This is a genomic window from Methylicorpusculum oleiharenae, from assembly GCF_009828925.2.
GTDB lineage: Bacteria > Pseudomonadota > Gammaproteobacteria > Methylococcales > Methylomonadaceae > Methylicorpusculum > Methylicorpusculum oleiharenae.
Map to the genome: position 1 here is coordinate 3768516 of NZ_WUTY02000001.1, position 22567 is coordinate 3791082.

20 protein-coding genes and 1 pseudogene are annotated in these 22567 nt (G+C 51.8%); 4 read left to right on the forward strand and 17 right to left on the reverse strand.

Annotation, left to right across the window (positions count from 1 at the left end; genetic code table 11):
• Window positions 1-38: 38 nt before the first annotated feature.
• The 3 genes from GO003_RS17000 to GO003_RS17010 all read right to left on the reverse strand — a co-directional run bounded on the left by GO003_RS17000 (window position 39) and on the right by GO003_RS17010 (window position 5474).
• On the reverse strand, window positions 39-2285 hold the full coding sequence (locus GO003_RS17000) for a copper-transporting P-type ATPase (RefSeq protein WP_231089039.1): 2247 nt from the start codon (window positions 2283-2285) through the stop codon (window positions 39-41).
• 76 nt (window positions 2286-2361) lie between these two features.
• Window positions 2362-2739, reverse strand: coding sequence for a DUF2934 domain-containing protein (locus GO003_RS17005; protein WP_231089040.1), 378 nt, complete (start codon window positions 2737-2739; stop codon window positions 2362-2364).
• Between the two features lie 35 nt (window positions 2740-2774).
• The gene (locus GO003_RS17010; RefSeq protein WP_159654393.1) at window positions 2775-5474 is read right to left on the reverse strand and encodes a cation-translocating P-type ATPase; all 2700 of its coding nucleotides are present in this window, start codon (window positions 5472-5474) and stop codon (window positions 2775-2777) included.
• Between the two features lie 123 nt (window positions 5475-5597).
• Between GO003_RS17010 and GO003_RS17015 the strand changes: the two are divergent.
• Window positions 5598-5711: pseudogene (locus GO003_RS17015) on the forward strand (IS6 family transposase); the annotation flags it as partial.
• A gap of 17 nt (window positions 5712-5728) precedes the next feature.
• On the opposite strand, the gene glgX reads toward GO003_RS17015, so the two are convergent.
• The 13 genes from glgX to GO003_RS17075 all read right to left on the reverse strand — a co-directional run bounded on the left by glgX (window position 5729) and on the right by GO003_RS17075 (window position 18063).
• Window positions 5729-8008 (reverse strand): glycogen debranching protein GlgX, encoded by a 2280-nt coding sequence (glgX, locus tag GO003_RS17020; RefSeq protein ID WP_231089041.1) that lies wholly within the window; start codon window positions 8006-8008, stop codon window positions 5729-5731.
• Window positions 8009-8075: 67 nt separating this feature from the next.
• Entirely contained in the window at window positions 8076-9251 is a 1176-nt protein-coding gene (locus GO003_RS17025) for a copper resistance protein B (protein ID WP_231089042.1), read from the reverse strand.
• Between the two features lie 32 nt (window positions 9252-9283).
• Window positions 9284-11035, reverse strand: a complete 1752-nt coding sequence (locus GO003_RS17030) for a copper resistance system multicopper oxidase (RefSeq protein WP_159654397.1) — start codon at window positions 11033-11035, stop codon at window positions 9284-9286.
• A 256-nt stretch (window positions 11036-11291) separates the two neighbouring features.
• Entirely contained in the window at window positions 11292-11570 is a 279-nt protein-coding gene (locus GO003_RS17035) for a hypothetical protein (protein WP_159654399.1), read from the reverse strand.
• A gap of 26 nt (window positions 11571-11596) precedes the next feature.
• Window positions 11597-12046: a DUF411 domain-containing protein gene (locus GO003_RS17040; protein ID WP_159654401.1), complete on the reverse strand. Its 450-nt coding sequence runs from the start codon at window positions 12044-12046 to the stop codon at window positions 11597-11599.
• A gap of 157 nt (window positions 12047-12203) precedes the next feature.
• Window positions 12204-12944 (reverse strand): SLOG cluster 4 domain-containing protein, encoded by a 741-nt coding sequence (locus tag GO003_RS17045; protein WP_159654635.1) that lies wholly within the window; start codon window positions 12942-12944, stop codon window positions 12204-12206.
• A 99-nt stretch (window positions 12945-13043) separates the two neighbouring features.
• Window positions 13044-14738 (reverse strand): alpha-glucan family phosphorylase, encoded by a 1695-nt coding sequence (glgP, locus tag GO003_RS17050; protein WP_159654403.1) that lies wholly within the window; start codon window positions 14736-14738, stop codon window positions 13044-13046.
• A 245-nt stretch (window positions 14739-14983) separates the two neighbouring features.
• A complete protein-coding gene (locus GO003_RS17055; RefSeq protein ID WP_036249972.1) occupies window positions 14984-15274 on the reverse strand; it encodes a YHS domain-containing protein in 291 nt (96 codons plus the stop codon).
• A gap of 111 nt (window positions 15275-15385) precedes the next feature.
• On the reverse strand, window positions 15386-15850 hold the full coding sequence (locus GO003_RS17060) for a MerR family transcriptional regulator (protein WP_159654405.1): 465 nt from the start codon (window positions 15848-15850) through the stop codon (window positions 15386-15388).
• 309 nt (window positions 15851-16159) lie between these two features.
• Window positions 16160-16246 (reverse strand): DUF2934 domain-containing protein, encoded by an 87-nt coding sequence (locus GO003_RS26645; RefSeq protein WP_159654637.1) that lies wholly within the window; start codon window positions 16244-16246, stop codon window positions 16160-16162.
• Between the two features lie 123 nt (window positions 16247-16369).
• Window positions 16370-16564, reverse strand: coding sequence for a DUF2934 domain-containing protein (locus tag GO003_RS17065; RefSeq protein WP_159654407.1), 195 nt, complete (start codon window positions 16562-16564; stop codon window positions 16370-16372).
• A gap of 302 nt (window positions 16565-16866) precedes the next feature.
• A complete protein-coding gene (locus GO003_RS17070; protein ID WP_159654409.1) occupies window positions 16867-17322 on the reverse strand; it encodes a DUF411 domain-containing protein in 456 nt (151 codons plus the stop codon).
• A 99-nt stretch (window positions 17323-17421) separates the two neighbouring features.
• Window positions 17422-18063 carry a c-type cytochrome gene (locus GO003_RS17075; protein ID WP_159654411.1) on the reverse strand — a complete coding sequence of 214 codons (642 nt, stop codon included), beginning with the start codon at window positions 18061-18063 and terminating at the stop codon, window positions 17422-17424.
• Between the two features lie 159 nt (window positions 18064-18222).
• On the opposite strand from GO003_RS17075, the gene GO003_RS17080 reads away from it, so the two are divergent.
• The 3 genes from GO003_RS17080 to GO003_RS17090 all read left to right on the forward strand — a co-directional run bounded on the left by GO003_RS17080 (window position 18223) and on the right by GO003_RS17090 (window position 20877).
• Window positions 18223-18900, forward strand: a complete 678-nt coding sequence (locus GO003_RS17080; RefSeq protein WP_159654413.1) for a heavy metal response regulator transcription factor — start codon at window positions 18223-18225, stop codon at window positions 18898-18900.
• Complete coding sequence (locus tag GO003_RS17085; RefSeq protein ID WP_159654415.1) at window positions 18897-20288, forward strand: heavy metal sensor histidine kinase; 1392 nt, start codon at window positions 18897-18899, stop codon at window positions 20286-20288. The genes GO003_RS17080 and GO003_RS17085 overlap by 4 nt, the downstream gene beginning before the upstream one ends.
• Window positions 20289-20502: 214 nt before the next feature.
• Window positions 20503-20877 (forward strand): hypothetical protein, encoded by a 375-nt coding sequence (locus tag GO003_RS17090; RefSeq protein ID WP_206444616.1) that lies wholly within the window; start codon window positions 20503-20505, stop codon window positions 20875-20877.
• Here the strand turns inward: GO003_RS17090 and GO003_RS17095 are convergent.
• The gene (locus GO003_RS17095) at window positions 20874-22256 is read right to left on the reverse strand and encodes a cytochrome C (protein WP_159654417.1); all 1383 of its coding nucleotides are present in this window, start codon (window positions 22254-22256) and stop codon (window positions 20874-20876) included. The genes GO003_RS17090 and GO003_RS17095 overlap by 4 nt on opposite strands.
• Window positions 22257-22567 lie beyond the last annotated feature (311 nt).

Below are 22567 nucleotides of genomic sequence, written 5' to 3' on the forward strand. Positions count from 1 at the left end.
TGCACTCTTCTCCCCCCTTTGCCCTGTCAATCTCTCATTTATAGTGTGATACGCCTTAGCCGCAACGCATTGCTGATGACCGAAACCGAACTCAGACTCATTGCTGCCGCCGCAATCATCGGCGACAAGAGAATACCGAAAAACGGATAGAGCACGCCGGCGGCAATAGGCACGCCAAGGGCATTATAGATAAACGCGAAGAACAGATTTTGGCGGATATTACGTAAAGTCGCTCGACTTAAATGGCGGGCTTTGACCAGCCCCATCAGATCACCTTTCACGAGCGTAATACCGGCACTTTCCATCGCGACGTCCGTGCCCGTACCCATCGCGATCCCGATATGGGCCGCCGCCAACGCCGGTGCATCGTTGATGCCGTCGCCCGCCATCGCGACGATACGGCCTTCGCTCTGTAGTTTTTTGATCACTTCGGTTTTTTGCTCCGGCAACACTTCTGCCTGCACTTGATCGATCCCCAGACTTTTGGCCACAAACTCGGCCGTCGTGCGATTGTCGCCGGTCAACATCACCACCTGAATGCCTTCTTTATGCAAATCAGTTAAAGCCTTGAAGGTGGTGGGCTTAATCGGATCGGCTACGCTGAGCAGGCCGGCCGCTTGGCCGTCTATCCCGATAATCATTACCGTTTGCCCTTGCTGACGCAGCGCCTCTATCGAGTTTGCCAATAAGCCTGTCGTAATGCCCTCTTCCGTCATCAACTGCGCATTACCCAACGCCACGCGTCGGCCATTGATCAGCCCTTTCACTCCTCTTCCGGTCAGAGATTGAAACTCAGTGACAGGCAATGCTTTTACCCCCTGCTCTTCTGCGCCTTGGCCGATCGCCGCGGCAAGCGGATGTTCACTGGCTCGTTCCAGACTGGCCGCATAAGCCAAGACCTCGTCCTTCGTGAAGTCATTGACCGCCTCGACCGTGACCAGTCGAGGTTTTCCTTCGGTGAGGGTGCCGGTTTTATCCACTACTAAAGTATCCACTTTTTCCATCACCTCCAGCGCTTCGGCATTTTTAATCAGGACGCCCGCCATTGCACCGCGGCCGGTACCGACCATGATCGACATCGGGGTGGCCAATCCCAGGGCGCAGGGACACGCAATGATCAATACCGCTACCGCATTCACGACCGCGTGAGCCAATTTGGGCTCGGGTCCCCAGGCCCACCAAACCACGAGCGTGATCAGGGCCGTCAGTACCACCGCGGGCACAAAGTAGCCAGAAACTGTATCGGCCAGTTTTTGGATCGGCGCCCGGCTACGTTGCGCTTCACTGACCATGTGCACGATTTGGGCAAGCAAGGTTTCGCTGCCGACCCGCTCGGCACGCATCAACAAACTCCCAGTGCCGTTAATCGTCGCACCGATCAGCGGCAGATCCGCCACTTTTTCAACCGGAATCGGCTCACCAGTTACCATCGATTCATCGACCGAACTCGCCCCTTCGAGTACGACACCGTCCACTGGCACTTTTTCGCCGGGACGCACCCGCAAGATATCGCCGGGTTTCACCTGTTCCAAGGGAATATCCGTTTCGCTGCCGTCGGCATGATGAAGCCGTGCGGTTTTGGGAGCCAGACCCAACAACAGTTTAATCGCCGCGCTGGTACGGCTTCTTGCCCGCAATTCCAGCACTTGGCCAAGCAAAACCAGCGTCGTGATCACGGCCGCGGCTTCGAAGTACACCGCCACCACGCCATGTTCATCGCGCAGCGACGGCGGAAAAATCGGCGGAAGAAAAATGGCCAGTACGCTGTAAATCCAGGCCACGCCAACGCCTAACGCAATCAAGGTGAACATATTCAGGCGGCGATTAATCACAGAAATCCAGCCGCGTTGAAAAAAAGGCCAGCCTCCCCACAACACGGCCGGCGTGGCCAAAGCGAATTCCAGCCATTGGAGTTGGCGTAGGGATAAGTAGTCGGAGACGAATGCCGGCATCAGATCATGCAGCATCGCGACCAAAAACACCGGCAGGGACAACACAAAACTAACCCAGAACCTTAGGCGCATATCGCTAAGCTCCTGGTTTTCCTCTTCTTCCCCCGAGACATCGCGAGGTTCCAGGGGCATGCCGCACTTGGGGCAGAATCCGGGGGTCTGGCGGACCACTTCCGGATGCATCGGGCAGACATATTCCGTGCGCCCACCGGGAGCGGAAGCTATCGCTATCTCTAAAGCCATGCCGCACTTGGGGCAGTTTCCCGGCTGTGCTTGGCGAATCTCGGGGTGCATGGGGCAGGTATAAGTATTTTTGAGAACGTAATTTGTCATTGTCTTACCCTATAGTCGTAGACGGTAGGCAAAAGAGCCGCTTACTCTGTCTGGCTAAAACACCAGTATTTTCCGGTTAGCGGTACCACACCGCAATCAATTTGTGACATTCAGCTCTCCATATACAGTCTTCTTCTTGACAGGTTTTGCTTGGATCCGTTCGAAAGCAGGGTCGATGCTGACTCGCATTCTGAATGGAATGAATCAGTTCGATTTTCAAATTGTTACATTCAGGGTTTTCAACTCCCACCAAATTTGCCAGTTGTTGTAGACCCAGGAGGGTCATAGCACCATCTTCTTCAACCATAGACAGATAAAGTGCAATTTGCATCTTTACATAGTCTTTTTCGGCTGCCAGCCAATCCTCAAGCTCCCTGCCGGGTGCAAAATTTCTGGCTTCTGCTTTGTAATAAGCCGCTTCTGAAATCCATTGGTGGCGAGTTACGTTTTCCACAATCTGATTTTGAATCGTTATGGCGCAATTTTATTTCAAACCTTCTTCGCTCGGGGGCGGCGGATGACTTTTCTCAGTTCCAGGATGATTAGCGGTATAAATCCAACCCCGATCCAGGCCACGCATTGATTTAAAGTAACCGGTTCGATCTGAAACAGTTTTTGCAGCATGGGAACATGGTGTATCGCCAACTGCAAGCCAAAGCTCACCGCCACAATCAGAAACAAGCGCAGGTTGGAAAACAGGCCTATCTGCCAGATGGTACGCTGCTCGCTCCGTGCACCGAAGGCGCGCAGCAGCTCGGCGATCACCAAGGCGGTAAAGGCAGCATCGCGGGCTTGCTCAACGCTGTTGTCGATATAGAGCTCATAACTAAATACGCCGAGAGTAACGCCGGCGGTCAGCAAGCCGGTGAGCAGGGTTAGTGTGAGGAAATCCCGGTTGAATAGCGACTCTTGGGAACGTCGAGGGGGGCGATTCAATACGTCGGGATCAATCGGATCAGTCGCCAGAGCGAGCGCCGGCAAGCCGTCTGTCACCAGGTTGATCCACAGAAGATGTAACGGTAGAAGCGGCAGCGGCCAGCCCAGAAGGACCGCGCTCAGCATCACGATTAATTCGCCGGTATTCCCGGCCAACAGATAGGCCAAGGTTTTGGCGATATTGTCATAAATGCCCCGACCTTCTTCTACGGCAGCGACGATAGAAGCAAAATTGTCGTCGGTGATAATGATGTCGGCGGCCTCCTTGGTCACCTCGGTGCCGGTGATGCCCATGGCGATACCGATGGACGCCTCTTTGATCGCCGGGGCATCGTTAACCCCATCTCCGGTCATCGTCACGACTACATCTAGCGACTTCCAAGCGCGAACAATCCTGAGCTTGTGCTCAGCCGTAACCCGCGCATAAACCGAAACCTGTGCTACCCGTTCCTTCAGCGCTTCGTCGTCCAGCCGGTCAAGCTCAGCGCCGACTAGAACTTCGTCACCTTTGCTCAAAATGCCTAATTCATGGCCTATTGCCCGTGCCGTATCGGGATGATCGCCGGTGATCATCACGGTTTTAATGCCGGCCCGTATGCACTTGCCCACGGCCGCCTTCGCCTCGGCGCGAGGTGGATCCTGTAAGCCTGCCAGCCCTAAAAAGGTAAGTTCCTGCTCGATCTCGTTATCGTTTACAACCATTCCCTCTGCGAAACTGAAGCCATCCAGGGGCCGCTCAGCGACGGCAAGAACGCGCAGTGCATCATGTGCCAGTAAGGTATTAGCCTGGAGCAGCCGGGTGCGATCGTTTTCAGTCAATTCCCTTACTCCCTGGTCGGTACGGACCAGCGTGCAACGGTCGAGAATAACTTCAGGTGCGCCCTTAACGAAGGCCCAGGAACGGTTTTCCCGACTTCGGATGACGGTCATGCGTTTGCGGTCTGAATCGAAAGGCAATACAGACAGACGCGGCATTTCAGTTTCGAAAACATCACGGGTAATACCGCCTTTTGCGGCAGCCACCAGCAGCGCTCCTTCAGTAGGATCGCCTACTATTCCAGGCCGATCATCCGTTAGAGTCAGTTCGGCATCGTTGCAGGCGGCTGATGCGCGCAACAAGGCCATGAGCGCGAGGCTTTTCGACGGCAGGGTTTCCTCATTGCCGGAAAAAAAAGCGCCTTCCGTGGCGTAACCCTCGCCGGTGACACGATACAAGTTCTCCGAGGTAATTAACTTGCGGGCAGTCATTTCACCCATCGTCAGCGTACCGGTCTTGTCGGTACAGATAACCTGAGCTCTGCCTAGTGTTTCAACCGAAGCCAGGCGCCGCACCAAGGCATGACGCTGCACCATGCGCTGCACACCCAATGAGAGAGCGACAGTCACCACTGCCGGCAGACCTTCCGGAATGGCGGCTACCGCAAGACTCACCGCGCTCATGAAAAGCTCAAACGGCGCAATTCCCCGCAGTAATCCGAGACTAAAAATTAGCGCGACGATGCCGAAGCAGGCCCACAACAACCAACCCGCTACCCGGTTAAGTTGACGTTGCAGTGGAGTTTCTCCGCTTCCGGCCGTCTCCAGAAGTTTGGCGATATGCCCGAGTTCCGTCTCCATCCCGGTATTAACCACCAAGGCGTGACCAGTGCCACCTGTCACGCTGGTGCCGAGGAAGACCATGTTTTTCCGCTCCGCCAGTGGTGTTTCTAGAGGCAGGTTGCTGGTGAACTTGCCTACCGCTTGTGATTCGCCGGTCAGCGGCGCTTCGTTGATGCGAAGAACAGATGCCTGAATCAGGCGAGCATCCGCAGCGACCAGGTCCCCGCCTTCGAGCAACAGGATATCGCCAGGGACTATTTCAGTTGCGGTGACTACCACGCTATGGCCGCCTCGCAACACCCGGCAATGGGGCGCGGTCAAGCGAGCCAACGCTGCCGCCGCCTTTTCGGCACGATACTCCTGAAAAAAACCAATCACGGCGTTCAAAATCACGATGGCAATGATGGCGATTCCATCAACTGTTTCGCCCAGTGCGGCGGAAACCGTCGCCGCACCCATCAATACCCAAATAACCAGACTTTTGAACTGGCTGACAAAAATGACCAAGGCCGAAAATCGCTTGCCTTTGCGTAGCTTATTTTGCCCATACCGGACGAACCGCTTTTTCGCTTCATTGCCGGAAAGCCCTTGCTCTACATCAGCCGCAAGAAGGCTTGCGGCTTCGGTAATTGATTGGTTATGCCACGTGTTCATAGTCGTGTTTCTCCCGTTATCATTAGCAGAGAATCTGCAATGTCATTTTTATATTAATTTACCGAACTTTTACTGGGGCGCTGTTAAGCTGTATTCCTGATGCTTGCAGGTTTGCTGAGCGTTATTCAAATATGCCAAGTCAACTATTTGAATAACCTGGTTGAACAGGATCACCGCTTTATTAAGAAAATTACCAAACTGATAATGGACTTCAACGCCTTTCATTTGGCCTCTGTCAACACTATGTATCGCCTTTAAACATTCGTTCCTCGAGCCAGAAGTATGGCGCTGGATCGTGAACTTAGGTGGTAAGTTTCGGGATTTTCCCAGGGCAGTTCTTTGCCTGCTTCAAACAGATCTTGTGGCGCTTCACGAGCTGTGTCAACGGCCAGATACCACCGAGCCCCCGGCGGTACTAGGGGCAAACCGAAATCGACCGCATCGGCGCCGGCATTGAACATCAGGTAAAGTGCGTTCTGTTCGTCTTCATAGATCAGACAGGCAAACTGATTTTCTTTCGGGTCGGCCCAGTTAGGCAATCCCTGTTGCGAACCAAACCAACGAATCTCGGCATCCATGTAGAAGTGCTCCTGACTCAAAATCGGATGGGCTCGACGAAAGGCGATCATGCCACGGGTGAAGCGGTAAATTTCCTGGTGCTGCTCTAGACAGCTCCAGTCATGCCAGCTCGTTTCATTGTCCTGGCAGTAGGCATTGTTGTTGCCGCCTTGGGTGCGACGAAATTCGTCTCCGCCGAGCAGCATCGGCACACCGCGCGAGATCAACAGGGTGAGCAGGAAGTTCTTGATCTGGCGTTTTCGCAAGCCCTCGATCCCGGCATCCGTCGTCTCGCCTTCAGCGCCGTAGTTCTCGCTGAAGTTGGCGTCGGTCCCGTCATGGTTGTTTTCTCCGTTGGCTTCATTGTGCTTGGTGTGATAACTCACCAGATCATACAGGGTGAAGCCATCGTGACAAGTGACGAAATTGATGCTGCACCCGGGACATTTGCCAGTGCCGGCATAAATATCGGCGCTACCGCAGATGCGGCTGGCAAATGAACCGAGCATCCCATCGTCACCACGCCAGAATCGGCGCACATCGTCACGGTAGCGGCCGTTCCACTCCGCCCAGCCCCGCGAAAAATTGCCCACCTGATAGGCTCCGGCGGCATCCCATGCTTCGGCAATGAGTTTGGTTCCCCGCAGGATCGGATCCTCGGCGATCCGCTCGATCAGTGGAGGATTCGACAGCAAGTTGCCTGCGCCATCCCGCCCGAGAATCGAAGCCAGATCGAACCGGAATCCATCCACATGCATCTCCACCACCCAATAACGCAATGCGCTCAAGATGAAATCCCGCACCACGGGATGGTTGGCGTTGATGGTGTTGCCTGTACCTGTGTAATCCTTATAGTAGCGTTTGTCGTCCGCCAATGTATAGAAGATCGCGTTGTCAATACCACGAAAACAGAGTGTCGGCCCCAATTCGTTTCCCTCCGCTGTGTGATTGAACACCACGTCCAGAATCACTTCAATTCCGGCTTCGTGAAAGGCCCGGACCATTTCCTTGAACTCAAGCTTCTGCTGACCCAAGCCTCCGGTACTGCTGTAGGATGCTTTGGGAGCAAAGAAGGCCACGGGATCGTAGCCCCAGTAATTTCTGAGTGGTTGACCTGTTTGCGGATTGACGACCGGCACCTGGTTTTCGTTGAACTCATATACCGGCATCAATTCCACAGCCGTCACTCCCAGGTCTTTGAGGTAGGGGATCTTTTCCATTAGTCCCCGGTACGTGCCGGAATTCTCCACGCCGGAACTCGGGTGAATGGTGAAACCACGCACATGCATTTCATAAATCACTGTTTTTGACCATGGATGCCTAAGCGGCCGGTCGTCCTGCCAGCAGAAGTGCTCGTTAGTAAACACACATTTCGGCATGTCTCCGGTATCATTGACTTTCGAGCAAACCAAATCTCTGTCTGTTTCAGACGTGTCGTAACCTAGCGCCGTGCCAAAATCCCAATCGGGTAATGGCGAGATCGCTGTCGCAAATGGATCCAGGAGCAGCTTGTTGAAATTGAAACGATGCCCGTCCTTGGGTTGATACGGGCCGTCCACGCGATAGCCATACAGATGGCCAGATCGAATCCCCTCAATCCAGACGTGCCACACGTCACCTGTGCGGTTGCGCGCGGGATCGAGATCAATCACCCGAGCGGCCGTGGCATCTTCGGGGTGGTCAAACAACTCCAGCCGAACGCGGCTGGCATGCCGGCTGAAGAAGGCGAAATTGACTCCTCCCCCAGATTCATGGGTGCCCATGGGCAACGGAACGCCCCTACGAACTTCAGTGCGTTCGGAAACCTCCGCCATGTAATCATGTAGCGGGCGTTCAGGCGTATTCATTTGTGCCGTGCAGCACACATCGAGTTTTTCCTTCGGATGGCCTGCTGAGGACACGGGCGACATCGTTCTTTTGGGGCGCCGTCTTCTATTGGGTTTTGTTGACTTTTCTATCGGGTCTTTTTTATTCATTCTTTCACCTTTCGAAATCGAATAACTGCGCATCGCCCTCAAATAACGTACGGCTAAGTGCGAAGGCTCAGAACCATAACCGCACCCCGGCAACGAGCCGCACTTCCTCGGCAGCGTTACCGGAAGCCCGTATATTATCTGCCGCAGAGCCAAATCGGCTGGCCCAATCAACGCCGACATAGGGAGCAAATTCCCGTCGAATCTCGTAACGCAGGCGTAGACCCGCTTCAATGTTGGACAAGCCGCTACTCACATCGCGCGTGTCGTCTCGTTGGCTATAAAAATTCATTTCAATGCGTGGCTGCAAGATGAGCTTTTGCGTCAGCAATAAGTCGTATTCTGTTTCCAGACGGAATGCGGTACGCCCTTGCTCGTTGACATAAGCCGTTGCTTCAATATATAGCCAGTAAGGCAATAGCCCCTGGATACCGAAGGCGAGCCAGCCGCGATCTGTTCCTTTACCGCTGTCGTAACGAAGCCCCAGTTGGGTGTCCAAATAAGGGGTAATGGCGTGCGCCCAAAGCAACTCGTTGCGTGCGTCTTTAAACGTGCCGTTTTCAATCTCGCCTTCGGCTCTGATAAGGGCGCGATCATAAGTCTGACCATACCAGGCCTGCCAGTCATAGGTCATAGCGGTGCTGCCGCGAGCAGTCGAACTTTCGAGCCGATCGACCAACAATGAGCCAAAATTATCTTCGTCACCCATCTTGGGCCGTGGAATCGGACCGAAGTCGTAGCCATCCGAATAGGCGTGCGGATCGCGGGCATCGGGAGGGGGGGAGCCACCCTGCATGGACATGGAACCATGGTCTGAATCATCACCGCCGTGATTCATGTTACTCATGTCGCTGGCTTTCCCGGAAGTGGCGCTACCGTAGTTCATGTCATGCCCTAAACCTTTCACCGTGCCGGACTTATCACCTTTATCCATATCCGGCATGGAATCGTGATTCATCCCGCTGTGGTCCATGCCCGGCATGGAGCCGTGATTCATGTTGCCGTGATCCATGTCCTTGGTCGCATCTAGCTGCTCGGATACTTTTGCCGAAGCCGGCTTTGATTTTGTCCCGGACTTTACTTCACGCCGTTTCTGCTCCGTCTGTTTGGAATGATTGGCGTGCTCGGCATGCGTTTGACCGTTTTCCACGGTCGTTAGGTCTTGTGCCCAGGAGGAAGACAGTTTAAAAACCAACAAAGCAACAATCCTATATATTCGCCGGGTCATCATAGTTTTCTGTTTCACTCTTCGATTACGCCTGTTTGATGCCTTCATCTTCAGGCCACAACCACTTCACGCATCATGCCAGCATGCATATGTAAAAACAGGTGACAATGCCAGGCCCAACGGCCCAAGCCGTCGGGTGTGGCGAGGAAAGTAACGCGCTGCGCCGGCTGCACAATGATGGTGTGCTTGCGCACCTGGAAGCGTCCGTCAGGGCTTTCCAGCTCCTGCCACATGCCATGCAGATGCATGGGGTGGGTCATCATCGTGTCATTGACAAAGATCACGCGCAGCCGCTCGCCGTAACGGAAATGTATCGGTGTGGATTTGCCGAACTCGAGGCCATCAAGCGACCAGCTATAACGCTCCATGTTGCCGGTGAGATGGAGCTCAATTTCCCGAACCGGTTCTCTCGTATCCAGCGGCCCACCAATGGTGTGCAGATCAGCATAAGTCAATACTCGGCGGCCGTTGTTGCGCAGGCCGATACCGGGATCATCCAGATTGGTGCGCGGCGTGTCCACCCGCATATCCACGCTTGGGCCATATTCGGTACGGGCGTGGCGCACGCGTACCTGTCCGCCCATGGCGTGAGCGCTGTGATCCATGGCCATGCCGCCGTGATTCATCCCCTGCATTTCACCATTGCCCATGTTGCCCATGTTGCCCATCATATCGGCCATCGTGAGTGGTTCAGGTTTATCCAGAGAAGGCACCGCCGCTGTCATGCCGGCACGCATTGCCAGCGTGCCGCGGGCATAACCGGTACGGTCCATCGACTGGGCAAAGAGGGTATAGGCTCCTTCTTCGGGAGTTACAATGACATCATAGGTCTCCGCCGGTCCGATGCGGAATTCGTCTACCGTGACCGGCTCGACGTTCTGTGCGTCGGCCTGAACCACCGTCATTTTGAGACCCGGTATACGCATATCAAAAAACGTCATCGAACCTGAGTTGATGAAGCGCAGCCGCACCTTTTCGCCTGGACTGAATAGCCCCGTCCAGTTGCCGGCCGGTGTAGTACCGTTCATCAGGTAAGTATAGGTATAGGCGGAAATGTCCGACAGATCGGTGTAATTCATGCGCATCATGTTCCACATGTGCCGCTTTTGGATAGCTGATACAACGTCCTCACCGGCCGCATCACGAAAGAAATCGCCAGCCGTCGGCTGGTTGAAGTTGTAGTAGTCGCTTTGGTTCTTGAGCTTATCGAAGACCCGCATCGGGTCTTCATCGGTCCAGTCGGACAGTTGCACTACATAATCGAGATCGGCGCGGATCGGGTCGGCGCTGGCCGGGTCAACGATGATGGCGCCATATAAACCGGTCTGCTCCTGCATGCCGGAATGGGAGTGGTACCAGTAGGTGCCGGATTGTTGCACCTTGAAGCGATAGGTGAAGGTTTCCCCAGGCGCGATGCCTTTAAAGCTGATGCCCGGTACACCATCCATTTGGTAAGGCGGGAGCATGCCGTGCCAATGAATCGACGTTTCCTCGGCGAGGCGGTTGGTGACACGAAGCGTCACCGTATCCCCCTCCCGCCAACGCAGAGTAGGCGCAGGAATCGAGCCATTAACGGTGGTTGCCACACGTGGCGCACCGGTAAAGTTAACCGATGTTTCCGCTATCGTCAGGTTAAACTCCGTGCCGGTCAGTATCTCGACCGGCTGTGTTGTTTCCTTGGCCTGAGCCGTTTTGATCCACGGCGATAGCCCTAATAGCATACCGCCGGCGGCCAGCCCTTCAATGAAGCGCCGACGTGAAGGATTAGGCAATAGTAGCGAAGGTTTGGAATTAGGTTTCATCGTAATGTGTACTCAGACAAGAAATAGTATTCGGCCTAGGTCGCCTGAAGGTGTGAAGTCATCAGGATATCAAGACGCCATCGCTTTAGTGGCTATGTCCGCCGCCGCTGCCAGGATGTGAATGACTGTCATCTTTAGATCTATTGGCATCTGTTGCGCACGCAGAAACAGCGACTAACAAAAGCGTGATTAATGCAAATTTCATATATTTCATAGGTTTCTCAGGAGTATGTAATTAAATCTTGACGTGAATTTCTTATTTCGCGTCAGTATGTTCGTGCGCATGACCGTCAGATGAGGCTGACTCGGAATGACTCGAGTGCTTTTTTGCGTTGACTGCCACCCCCAGGGGCGTCGTGACTTTGCCGGCCGGCTTGTCGATTTTCTGCACGGGTTCCGTGACCGGCGGGGCTTCGGCGGCAGCCGGCGCGGGCATCGTGCCATGGCCGCCATGAGCGTCGTGGTCTGTAGCGGCGATGCTGTGCGTGGAAAAAACTGCGGCGGCGAGGCTAACGATGACAACTATACTTTTCATGGATTTTCTCCTAAGGGTTAATGGACTTAGTGTTTGGCAAAAATGCGGCTATTGCCGTCCGTCTGGACGAGCAGGGTTTCGTAGGGAACGGGTTTGGCGGTCTCCATGCCCGGAGAACCGGGCGGCATGGAGGGAACGGCCAAGCCGAGGGCTTTGGGTTTTTCCTTGAGCAGGCGCTGGATGTCGGCGGCGGGAATATGGCCCTCGATGACGTAGTCGCCGATCCGTGCGGTGTGGCAGGAACCTAGGCGATCGGGCATGCCCATTTTTTTCCGCGCTGCCGGGACGTCGTTCATTTCGTGAGTGTTTACCTGAAAACCGTTCTGTTGCAGGTGCTCGATCCATTTTCCGCAGCAACCGCAAGAGGGACTCTTGAACACTTCTGCCTGCGTCCCGGCTTGCACCCAAGCGCTACCGGTGCTGACGAGGCAAACTAACAGCAAGGAACGGAAATGTGGTTTCAGAACTGATTTCATGACTGTTTCCGGGTTGATTTGAATGTGCCCAGTTTAAACAGTTGTTCCTTACGGGAGGCTGACCGAGACATTACATTTGCGTCATCTTCCAAGGCTTGGTCAGTGCTTATGAGCGGTAAAAGTTACTGAACCGGTTTAATACAACTGAGTAATCAATTCACCCTGCACCCGCAGGCATCGCGTCACAGAAACAGGAAGGCCGCAGATAATGACGCTCTGTATATAACTTTGCCATTTCGTCGATTAACTCCAATGGATCGGCTGAATATACTAATCGTGCTCCGCTATCTTTCTGAAAACTAGCCACAAGATCCGGAATCTGATCAGTAATTCCGCCACTGCCTTGCAATACCCCGATCAACTTACCTTCGTCAAAAGCAATAGCAAACTCCCCTAAGGTACCGGAACGTCCTCCAAGGATTACAACCATATCACTTGAGCGTATATTGGTCACTTCACGCCCCATCAAGCCACTACCGGTATAGACAAGGACATCATAAACGTCAGCCGGCGACCGATACTTGTGTATATGTTCATCCAAGCTCAGAGCCGGTGAAATACCAATGGATAGTCCACCTGCTTGTTTTGCTCCACGGGCACATTCATAGGGCAAGCCGGGGCACGCACCCGTTATTAATATGAAGCTCCGTTGCGCAATACTCTGACCCAGAAGCATGGATTTCTCTTTGACATCGGCTGCTGCTTCGTTACCGGCTGAACCCATGACCCCTACAGTCAAATGCATCGATGTGACTTTATTTTGATATAAGCCCGGCTGGCTGAGAAAAGTATCCCGGCAGGAAGGCGAGCAGAAATAATAAAGCTTTCCTTCGTATTCAGCGGTTGTTTTTGCCTCACGTGGCGAAAATGTCATTAGGCAAATCGGATCTTGAACCATCACTTAATCTCCTCTGGCTAAATCAATTGTATGAACGGACTTTTCAAGCGTCACAATAAATCCAGCCCCAAGTTCTTTATCCATTTTTACTTTTCCCAACTATCGAATGTAAGCTTCGGTGGCATAACGCCGCATCATGCGGTGGCTATTGAAAAAGGAAGCATTTTTGCTGATGGCGCCTTTCATGACCGCGATCCATCGGCTTCGATCATCGTAATACAAGGGCAGTATCGTCTGTTCAAGCTTGTCATACAGTGACTTGGCATCATCCCCGTTAGAGGATTCGGTATCATCTCCGACCGCCCAGCCGGTAATGCCTTCGATACAACCTTCAACCCACCAGCCATCCAGGACACTGAGATTGGGCACCCCATTAAAAGCGGCTTTCATACCGCTGGTTCCGGACGCTTCCATGGGCCTTAACGGTGTGTTCAACCAGAGGTCTACGCCGGCTACCATAGTCCGCGCAATCTCCATATCGTAGTCCGGAACAAAAGCCATCGGAATATCACCGGCCAATTCTTGTATGTGCTGGTGAATGGTTCTTATCAAGTGTTTCCCGTCCAGATCCCGGGGATGGGCTTTGCCGGCCAGCACGACTTGAAAAGGCCGCTGCCGGGCAATATTCTTGAGACGTTCTAAATCGGAAAACAACAAATCAGGTCGTTTGTATGCCGTCATACGACGAGCAAATCCAAAGATTGGTATTTGTGGATCCAGGCTGATATGACATAGGGCTTTGACTTTTTCTATCAGAATAGACTTTGCTTGGCAATGAGCCTCCCAGATGGCTTCATCGCTGATACAACACTCGGCACGTATCAATATTTCAGGTTGATGACACCAACCCGGTAAATGCTTATTATAAAGATCAATGAAACTCCTGGCAGTCCAGGTAAAAGGATGTACGCCATTGGTAACCGCATGAACCCGATAACCTGGAAACATTTTCCGTGAAACTTCCGCATGCCGCTTGGCAACACCATTCACATACTCGCTCAAATTGAGAGCCAACCGGGTCATGTTAAGCCTATCTTCACCCGCCAGGCGTTTAAGCGTTGCTCTGTCGAATTCCTCGCTGAGAATCCGCCCTACCAAATCATAGGCGAATCGATCATGACCGGCGTCGACCGGGGTATGCGTGGTGAAATTGCAAAGTTCCCGTATCTGGGGGATGTCATAGGCTGATTCGCCTGAGCGCAGGTCTTCTTTGGGATAGGCATAACGGCGTAACAATTCAATAGCAAGCAACGCCGAATGTCCTTCATTCATATGGTATTGGCGCACTTTAAAACCCAGCGCTTGCAGCATGCGCATGCCGCCCATGCCCAGCACGATTTCCTGTTTCAACCGGTAAGCTTCGTCACCGCCATAGAGATAATGGGTAATCTGACGATCGTCATCATGATTTTCATCTACATCAGTATCAAGCAGAATAACCGGTTGTCGGCCGTTCATATGGCCTTCCAGAATGTAGAGCCAGCCACTGACCCACACCAGTCGCCCCTCAATGTTAACCGCTATCTTGGCTTGCAGCGAACTAGCAACGGTATCAGGCTGCCAAGAATCCGGATGTTCAATCTGGCCACCCTCGGCATCCAGTTCCTGGCGGAAATAACCGGCACGACTCACCAGGGTAACCGCAACCATTGGAAGTTCAAGATCGGCGGCAGAGCGTATAGTATCACCAGCTAACACACCCAATCCGCCGCTATAGGTGGGAATATTAATATGGAGAGCAATCTCCATCGAGAAATAGGCAATACGAGTTTCATGAATGAATTCTTCAAGCATAGGTTTTCTCCTTGGCTTAAAATTGGATCCGAAAAAAGACATTTCGTCTTGACCAAGCCAACAGGGTGTATACCCCGGTCATTCAAGTATCTCCTTTTTCGAAAAGGCTTTGAAAGGGTACCCCTGTTCAGATACTCTCTAAGTAAAATATTCAATAAAATCAAGAGTAGGCCGTGAACGATATCACTCATCAAACACAGCAATTGGCCACTTAAAATCGCCCCAAGGCTCCACGGTTGCTATATTTACTCAGGTTTTGATGGTTTTTCTGCTTGATTATCCTTTTTCACGGGTAAATACTGTTGCCGGTTTTTGTCGAACTGGTCCAGGCAAAGTTTTGAACAAAAACGATAAAGTCTGCCTTCATACATCATCCCATAACCTTTATTCGCCTTAACTTTCATACCACAGACGGGATCGATATGTTCAGTGCTGTACCAACCCCGATAGCCCAACAAGGATAGTGCTCCGGGCGCAAAACGAATTAATAAATACAGCAGGACCGAAACCAGTAAAAATGCAAATAAATAATTCATGATGTTCTCCAGTTAATTGCTACCATCAGGATTCAATAACAGCCTTGGCGGAGGCCGCCGTTAGAAATGCCTTCCACTGTGTAAGCTTAATGAATTGTTTAACTCCGCTGTTCATTCCTCACAGCCCTCTTCGGTCTCCATCACAGACGTTACGACGTTGCCTGGTGATGAATCAATGGATTCAATCAACTTGCAAATACTGTCACCATCCGGAACGCCATCCGGCATCGCCCGCCACTTTACCGATGCTGCTTCCATATGATGCTGTAGTTCTATCAGTTGTGTGAGTCGTTCTTTATTTGACTTAAGGCGTCGCTGGATGAGATCACGGACCAATGGGCAAGGAGACGAACCTTTCCGGCTTTCTTCAATAATCTGTCTGATTTCTTTAAGCGTGTAACCAAGAGACTTAGCCCGCCTGATAAAATCCAGACATTTTAAATCTCGTTCACTAAAATACTGATAGCCATTGCTTGGATTGCGCTGAGGTTGAAGCAAGCCGGTTTTGGCATAAAACCTGACCGTATCCCTACTGACATTGCATTTTAGGGCCAACTCACTGACTTGATAAGACATTGTGCACCTGCAAATATTAAGTCATTGAAATAGTCATACTCACCTCATCCATACTGCGACCAGTTTTTGACATTAAGTTCGCCATTTGCAGTCCTTGTCCTGGCAAAGCATGGAATCATCAGATCGAAAACAAGGACGCTGCTGACTGGCATTTTGAATAACTCGCACTAGTTCGGTTGGTTGGGTTATATTCTCCGGATTTTCAACACCCATCACTTTTGCTACCTGTTTCAGATTGGCTTTGGTTATACCCCCGTCTTCCTCGAACAATGAAAGATAGGCTGTTATCAGTATCTCTGAATAATACAGCTAGTCGTTTAATTCACGACCGGCTGCAAATGCCCTGGCTTCTGCTTTGTCATAGGCCGTTTCTGAAATCCACTGATGCCGGGTTATACTTTGTTTAGCTTATTCCTTTTCAAAGTTCGACTTAGTTCTTAAGTCGTGTTATCAGGGCGCCCCCCCGGCAACCTGGGCAGCAAAGTGTCTGGGCACGCTACTCTAACCTGATCTATATGACTAAACTTCCTGAGACCCGTTATGGCATTGATTACTTACCTCTTGTTCGGCTTCAAGCCAGTCTTCTAGTTCATGGCCAGCTACAAAACCCCTTTTTTCGGCTTTAAGATAAGCAAGCTCTGTAACCATTTCACGAAATTTGTCAGGATCAATATTGTTGTTATCGTTTTTTTGTTGTGATTTTTTGTCAGTCATTTTCTTCTCCTAAATAGAGTTTGTTTGAGTTAGGTTATTCATGGTTCGACTTAGTCGCTGTCAAAAAATAAGTTGTACAACTTCCTTTTTCCAGAGTGCAATCTCAAGGTGGAACCGAGGCATTAATGAGGTTTTAGCTTCCATTATCCGTCCTCTTTATAAAACAATGACTCAAATTTACACTCGTCTGATTCTAAAACCCTCGAGTTACACCTATGTCAAGTTTTTAATACTCTTAATCACAAATATTAAATTACCAACCGTCATGAAAAATCGTCATAAGTCCTTCATACGCCTAGGATTTAGTGTTTGGCAAAAACACGGGTGCTGCCGTCCGCCTGGACAAGCAGGGTTTCATAGGGAACGGGCTTGGCGGTTTCCATGCCCGGAGATCCTGGCGGCATGGAAGGGACGGCCAAACCGAGCGCTTGGGATTTTTCCTTGAGCATGCGCTGGATGTCAGCGGCGGGCACATGGCCCTCGATGATGTAGTCGCCGATCCTGGCCGTATGGCAAGAACCTAGCCGATCGGGCATGCCCAGTTTTTTCCGCGCTGCCGGAATGTCGTTTACCTCGCGGATACTTACCTGAAAACCATTTTGTTGCAGGTGCTCGATCCATTTTCCGCAGCAACCGCAAGAGGGACTTTTGAACACTTCCACTTCCGCTGGCGTCAAGGCTTCTGCCCAAGCAGTACCGGTGCTGATGAGGGACACTATCAGCAAGGAGCGAAGGTAGGGTTTCAGAACTGAATTCATGACTGTTTCCGAGTTGATTTGAGTGTGGTCAGTTTAAATGGCAGTTCCTTACGAGAGACTGACCGAGACATTACATTTGAGTCATCTTCCGATGCTTGGTTAATGTTTATGAACTCCATGGTTGTGGAAATGCGGCTTCATGTCATGAGTGTGCACGGTATCTGACTTGTTATCCTTTGCGGCTACGAACTCTTCCAGACCTCTATGGGTATGCCCATCGCTTGCCTCGACCTGCCGACGATATGCTTCCGGCGAAAGGTCCGGCAGGATCTTGAGGAAAGCCGTCAGATCCCATATCGCCTCGTCTTCCATGCCGCCTTTCGACCAGGCCGGCATGCCAGACGCCTTGATGCCGTGTTTGATGATCCAGAACCGGCGGGCATCCACCCGTTCGGAATCAGCGGTATTGGTAGGTTTAGCCAGATTCGGCGGGGTCGGATAGAGGCCTTTTCGTATTTCGGAATCTTCGATGCCGGGTGAGAGATGGCAATTCGCGCACATGGCGTCGTAATTGCCGGCGCCCCGCCGAATTCGGCCGGCGTCGGACAAGTCGTCCGGTGGAACGATGTCGGCGGCCCGGCGTGCGATGGACTGTTCCCGCGCCCACTCAATGAGGCGGTAGACGGCGGGGCTATGAGGCATATCGGCCGCCATATCGATCGCTCCGATCTGAACCAGACCAATCACCGTCATGGCGCCGAGGCCAAGAACGCCCAATGCGCCCAGCAGAATTTTTTTCATGGTAACGGTAACCTCTTGCGGATTGTCAGTAGAGGTATCTTACGATACCCCGGTTAACGGGAACCTGACGCGCGGATTACATTTATGTCATCTTCGAGACTTACTCTCACTGCCAGTTTAGAATGGCGTTATTGAGAAAAGTTATGTGGGAGAGTACGCATGAGAATCCTTATCGTGGAAGACGAACCCAAAATCGGGAATTATCTGAGGCAGGGATTGACAGAGGCAGGCTTCGTCGCTGATTTAGCGAGTGAGGGGCTGGGCGGTTTGCATTTGGCGCTGACAGATGACTATGACCTGGCTATTTTGGATGTGATGCTGCCGGGCATCAACGGTTGGCAGGTGCTGCAAGGTATCCGCAGGGCAGGTAAAGACATGCCCGTACTCTTTCTCACAGCCCGCGACAGTGTGGATGATCGGGTCAAGGGACTGGAGTTGGGAGCTGACGACTACCTGGTGAAGCCTTTCGCCTTTTCCGAATTGTTGGCTAGAGTCCGAACCCTGCTTCGGCGCGGAGGAGGGATCAAAGAGCCCGAGTTTCTGCGAGCTGCCGATCTCGAACTTGATCTGAAACGGCGGCGGGTGGCCCGGTCGGGCAAGAAGATAAATTTAGCCTCCAAGGAATTCGCTTTGTTGGAACTTCTTTTGCGTCGCCAGGGCGAGGTGCTTCCTCGTTCCTTGATTGCCTCCCAAATCTGGGACATGAACTTCGACAGCGACACCAACGTGATCGAGGTTGCCATCCGGCGTCTGAGAGCAAAAGTGGATGATGATTTCGAGCCAAAACTGATCCACACCGTCCGTGGTATGGGCTATGTCTTGGAGGCGACCGAGTGAGGCTGATCAGAAGCAAATCCATCACATGCACATTGACTTTGCTCTTCGCGTCCGCATCGACAACGGTGCTCCTGTTGTTGGGGGTACTGATCGGCTCGCTCGTCGAGCGGCATTTCGAAGACTTGGACATGGAATTGCTTGGCGGCAAACTGGAACTTCTCAGCCACGCCTTGGAGAAAGTTCGCTCCAGCCAGGAACTCGAGGCACTGCCGCCACAATTTCAAGATTCCTTGATAGGACATCAGGGGTTGGCGGTGGTTGTTTTGAAGCCGGGTGGTCAGGCGCTGTATCCAACAGAAGATGCGAAGTTACCCGAAGAGCTGCTTGCCGCTGTCAGAGAGAAAAACCTTCGTCCGATACTTTGGAGTGATCCTGAGAGCCATCGCTATCGCGGGATTGCCTCTGAACTGCCGACCAAGATCGAAGGTGCGGCTCCGGTGGTCGTGGCTGTGTCCACCGACCTGTCGCACCACGAGCATTTCATGCGTTCGTTTCGAACAGCGTTATGGACGGTCATGGGCCTGGCAGCGCTGCTCACCGGTTTTCTGGGATGGGTGGCAGCACGTCAGGGACTAGCACCCCTTCGGGACATCAGTCGCAGTGCTGCGGGCATCACCGCGAACCGCCTCAACCAACGGTTGCCTTTAGACTCCATCCCCGTCGAACTGGCCGAGGTAGCGGAAACCCTGAACGAGATGCTGGCACGGCTCGAAGAATCCTTCCGCCGACTGTCAGACTTTTCCTCGAATATCGCCCACGAGTTGCGCACGCCTGTCAGCAATCTGCTGACACAAACCCAGGTCACTCTGTCCAAGACCCGGACACTCGACAAATACCAGGACGTACTGGCTTCCAACGCGGAAGAGTTCGAGCGTCTGTCGCGGGTGATTGCCGACATGCTGTTCCTGGCGAAATCGGACAACAACCTCATCGTCCCTAATCGCGAGAAGGTCGATTTGGTGGTGGAGGTGAAAAGCCTATTCGAATTTTACGAGGCGTTGGTCGAGGAAAAGGGAGTCAGTCTGACCTATTCCGGAAGGGGCGCTGTTTTCGGCGACAGGTTGATGCTGCGCAGAGCGGTCAACAATCTGCTCTCGAATGCGGTGCGCCATACGCCAAAAGGGGGAAGGATAAAGATTCGCGTTGACAACTCCGACGCCTCGACCGTCGTTTTGTCGGTGCAGAACACCGGAGAAACCATCGCACCCGAGCATTTGCCGCGGCTATTCGACCGATTCTACCGAGTTCATGCATCACGACAGCGTTTTGGAGAAGGTGCTGGACTCGGTTTAGCGATTACGCGTTCCATCGCGCACGCCCATGGCGGAGAGGCTTCGGTGCATTCGAAGGACGGCTTTACGACGTTTGAGATTCGGCTTCCGGTTTAAACGATGGGTATACAAATTTTCAGAGAACCCCCGGTGCGTACTGGCCTACGGATTCAGGATCGGTGTTCTCAGAGATGAATAAATCGTGCTTATCCGGTAAACGCACCCAGGAGTGCAGAGGGCGTATCGCTAGCTCGTACGCCGGCGTGGCGAGGCGCGTTTCAGGGGTTAGCGCAATTTTTCGTACCGTTGGACCTCAAACTCCGGTTCTTCCTTGCCAGATTTTTCCAAACTGGCAAATGTTCAGCAACGTGCGAGCCTCGATACGGGAATTTCCTTTACCTCGCTGACAACAGCGTCATATATCCATCTTTTTGGGATTGCCTTTATATTTATGCTGATGGGAGCGATTTTTGTATTTGCGGTGGAAATTCCAGAATGGATCAAGGCTACGTTGGTAATGATTCCATTTGCCTTCCTGATTATCAATGTTATTTCATGGTGGCTCACCAAGCTGAACACTGAATTTGCCAGGATTACGATTATTGGCGGCTATGGTTGTTCATCAGCTAACATCATCCAAGCTCTTAATCTAGTTATGAGGAATCATGTAATCTACCCGATGTTTAGTCGGGTAGATTCGGATTAAAAAGCTAACCAACCATTCACCATGAAGGTGTTGTTAAATTGAGCATCAGTATTTGTGCCATTGGCTTGAGAATAGCCAATATACTGCAAGCTGGTACGCAAATTCATCAGATATGAATACGAATTGGATTTGGCAAATGGAACATAAACCAGTTCAGCGGTATAGAATTGGCTGTTTGGTCTGGTTAGAGCAACGATACTGCCCTCCTCGTCAAATTGGGCAGCATGTGATCCATTTATTTTCTTATAGGCAAAAGTCAAACCATAGGTCTGGTCGTATGTATAAGCAAGATTGAGGTTATACGTTGCCAGGTAAGTTCTACCCGTCGTCGGATCGGATGCCGCCCCTCGATCGGCCGATAGCTTCTGATCTTCATAAATATAAGACGTTTTGGCTTCAAAGATATGTTTCGGATTCGCCATGTATTGATAAGTCGCATCGACTGCAACATCGGTAAAATGATTTGCGCCAAACGTCTTGTCACGTCCGGGAAAAACATCGGCACTCATACCGAAGTGACCCAGCGCGAAATAGTGACCCTGCCAGTTATGTTGCAGCGCGACACGCCAATAAGGCGCAGCACCGTCGAGACTGACCCTGTCAGGCCCGGGAATACCGAATCCTCTCTGGAAATTGCTGGAAAATGAGCCATAAGCGCCGGCTTCCAGATAAAGCAGATTGTTAATCATCGTAAAAGCGGTAGCGCCGCCTACTTGAGATCCCAGTGCATCATCAATCAATGGACTGGCTCCGACTTCAGGCTGTACCCCACTTCCGGTATATGGAAATCCCCAAACCGGTGTGGTATTCCACAAGTCCTGTGCGGTTGGATTGTTATTTAAAGAGATACCGTAAGTAATAGGGGTGTCACCCAAATCCAATTGATCGGCAAAACGGATATCGGTGTGTTCCATTACAAGCCGATCCTCATAGCCGTCATAAGTTAACTGACTGTACGCGCCAACCTTGCCATAAATACGGCCTGCATAAACCAAAGATGCTTCGTCGAAAGTGAAATTATTGTTTTTATTATAGCCGGATCGTAGAGTCCCATCCGGTTGACTCTGGCTTTGTACGGTTTGATCTTTTTGGGTATTGGTGAATGATCCCTGTACCATGCCACCGAGTGGTGGCAATTTGGCAGCAATGCCACTGCCCCCGCCCATTGTATAGCCGCCCAGTTTGAAATCACGACCGAAAGGCGTCAGGTTAGGTCCAAAGGATTGGGTATGACACGTGCTACAGGCCACACCTGTTTGCCGGGAAAAACTCGGCATAGCTTCTGCTTCTGGAATTGTTAACAAAATGACTGTTATTATTGCCAATAGCAATGCCAGAAAATAATTCAAATTGTAACTTCGTTTAACAAAAGTATGCATAAATCACCCCCTATTGTTTGTTTGAATTGCCCAATTTAACAAGCAGAAGTTCCTTTGTTAAAGGCAATTCTATTGTAGCGTGTGTAGTAGGGTGATTGTTCTGCACCCAAAGCGAGTCGGCTGTATATTGAGCTCTCAGCATGTTCCTTAGGGTGACCACGAACCATTTCGACTGGCAAAACACCCAGGTATATTTCCACTCCATCAACGACCTTGCGTTCATCTTCTGAACCAGCTACCGTTGATATCCCAATGAATAGGGCGTAAATCGCTAGCAACATAATACCAGACGTTCCAAAACAGTCCTTTAC

Bases quoted from the DNA above. Each gene is read 5' to 3' on its own strand.
- GO003_RS17055 (WP_036249972.1), bottom strand. From the start codon at position 15,274: ATGAATTATTTATTTGCATTTTTACTGGTTTCGGTCCTGCTGTATTTA.
- GO003_RS17045 (WP_159654635.1), bottom strand. From the start codon at position 12,944: ATGGTTCAAGATCCGATTTGCCTAATGACATTTTCGCCACGTGAGGCA.
- GO003_RS17030 (WP_159654397.1), bottom strand. From the start codon at position 11,035: ATGAAACCTAATTCCAAACCTTCGCTACTATTGCCTAATCCTTCACGT.
- GO003_RS17000 (WP_231089039.1), bottom strand. From the start codon at position 2,285: ATGACAAATTACGTTCTCAAAAATACTTATACCTGCCCCATGCACCCC.
- glgP (WP_159654403.1), bottom strand. From the start codon at position 14,738: ATGCTTGAAGAATTCATTCATGAAACTCGTATTGCCTATTTCTCGATG.
- GO003_RS17065 (WP_159654407.1), bottom strand. From the start codon at position 16,564: ATGACTGACAAAAAATCACAACAAAAAAACGATAACAACAATATTGAT.
- GO003_RS17095 (WP_159654417.1), bottom strand. From the start codon at position 22,256: ATGCATACTTTTGTTAAACGAAGTTACAATTTGAATTATTTTCTGGCA.
- GO003_RS17035 (WP_159654399.1), bottom strand. From the start codon at position 11,570: ATGAAAAGTATAGTTGTCATCGTTAGCCTCGCCGCCGCAGTTTTTTCC.
- GO003_RS17070 (WP_159654409.1), bottom strand. From the start codon at position 17,322: ATGAATTCAGTTCTGAAACCCTACCTTCGCTCCTTGCTGATAGTGTCC.
- GO003_RS17080 (WP_159654413.1), top strand. From the start codon at position 18,223: ATGAGAATCCTTATCGTGGAAGACGAACCCAAAATCGGGAATTATCTG.
- glgX (WP_231089041.1), bottom strand. From the start codon at position 8,008: ATGAATAAAAAAGACCCGATAGAAAAGTCAACAAAACCCAATAGAAGA.
- GO003_RS17075 (WP_159654411.1), bottom strand. From the start codon at position 18,063: ATGAAAAAAATTCTGCTGGGCGCATTGGGCGTTCTTGGCCTCGGCGCC.
- GO003_RS17040 (WP_159654401.1), bottom strand. From the start codon at position 12,046: ATGAAATCAGTTCTGAAACCACATTTCCGTTCCTTGCTGTTAGTTTGC.
- GO003_RS17060 (WP_159654405.1), bottom strand. From the start codon at position 15,850: ATGTCTTATCAAGTCAGTGAGTTGGCCCTAAAATGCAATGTCAGTAGG.
- GO003_RS17010 (WP_159654393.1), bottom strand. From the start codon at position 5,474: ATGAACACGTGGCATAACCAATCAATTACCGAAGCCGCAAGCCTTCTT.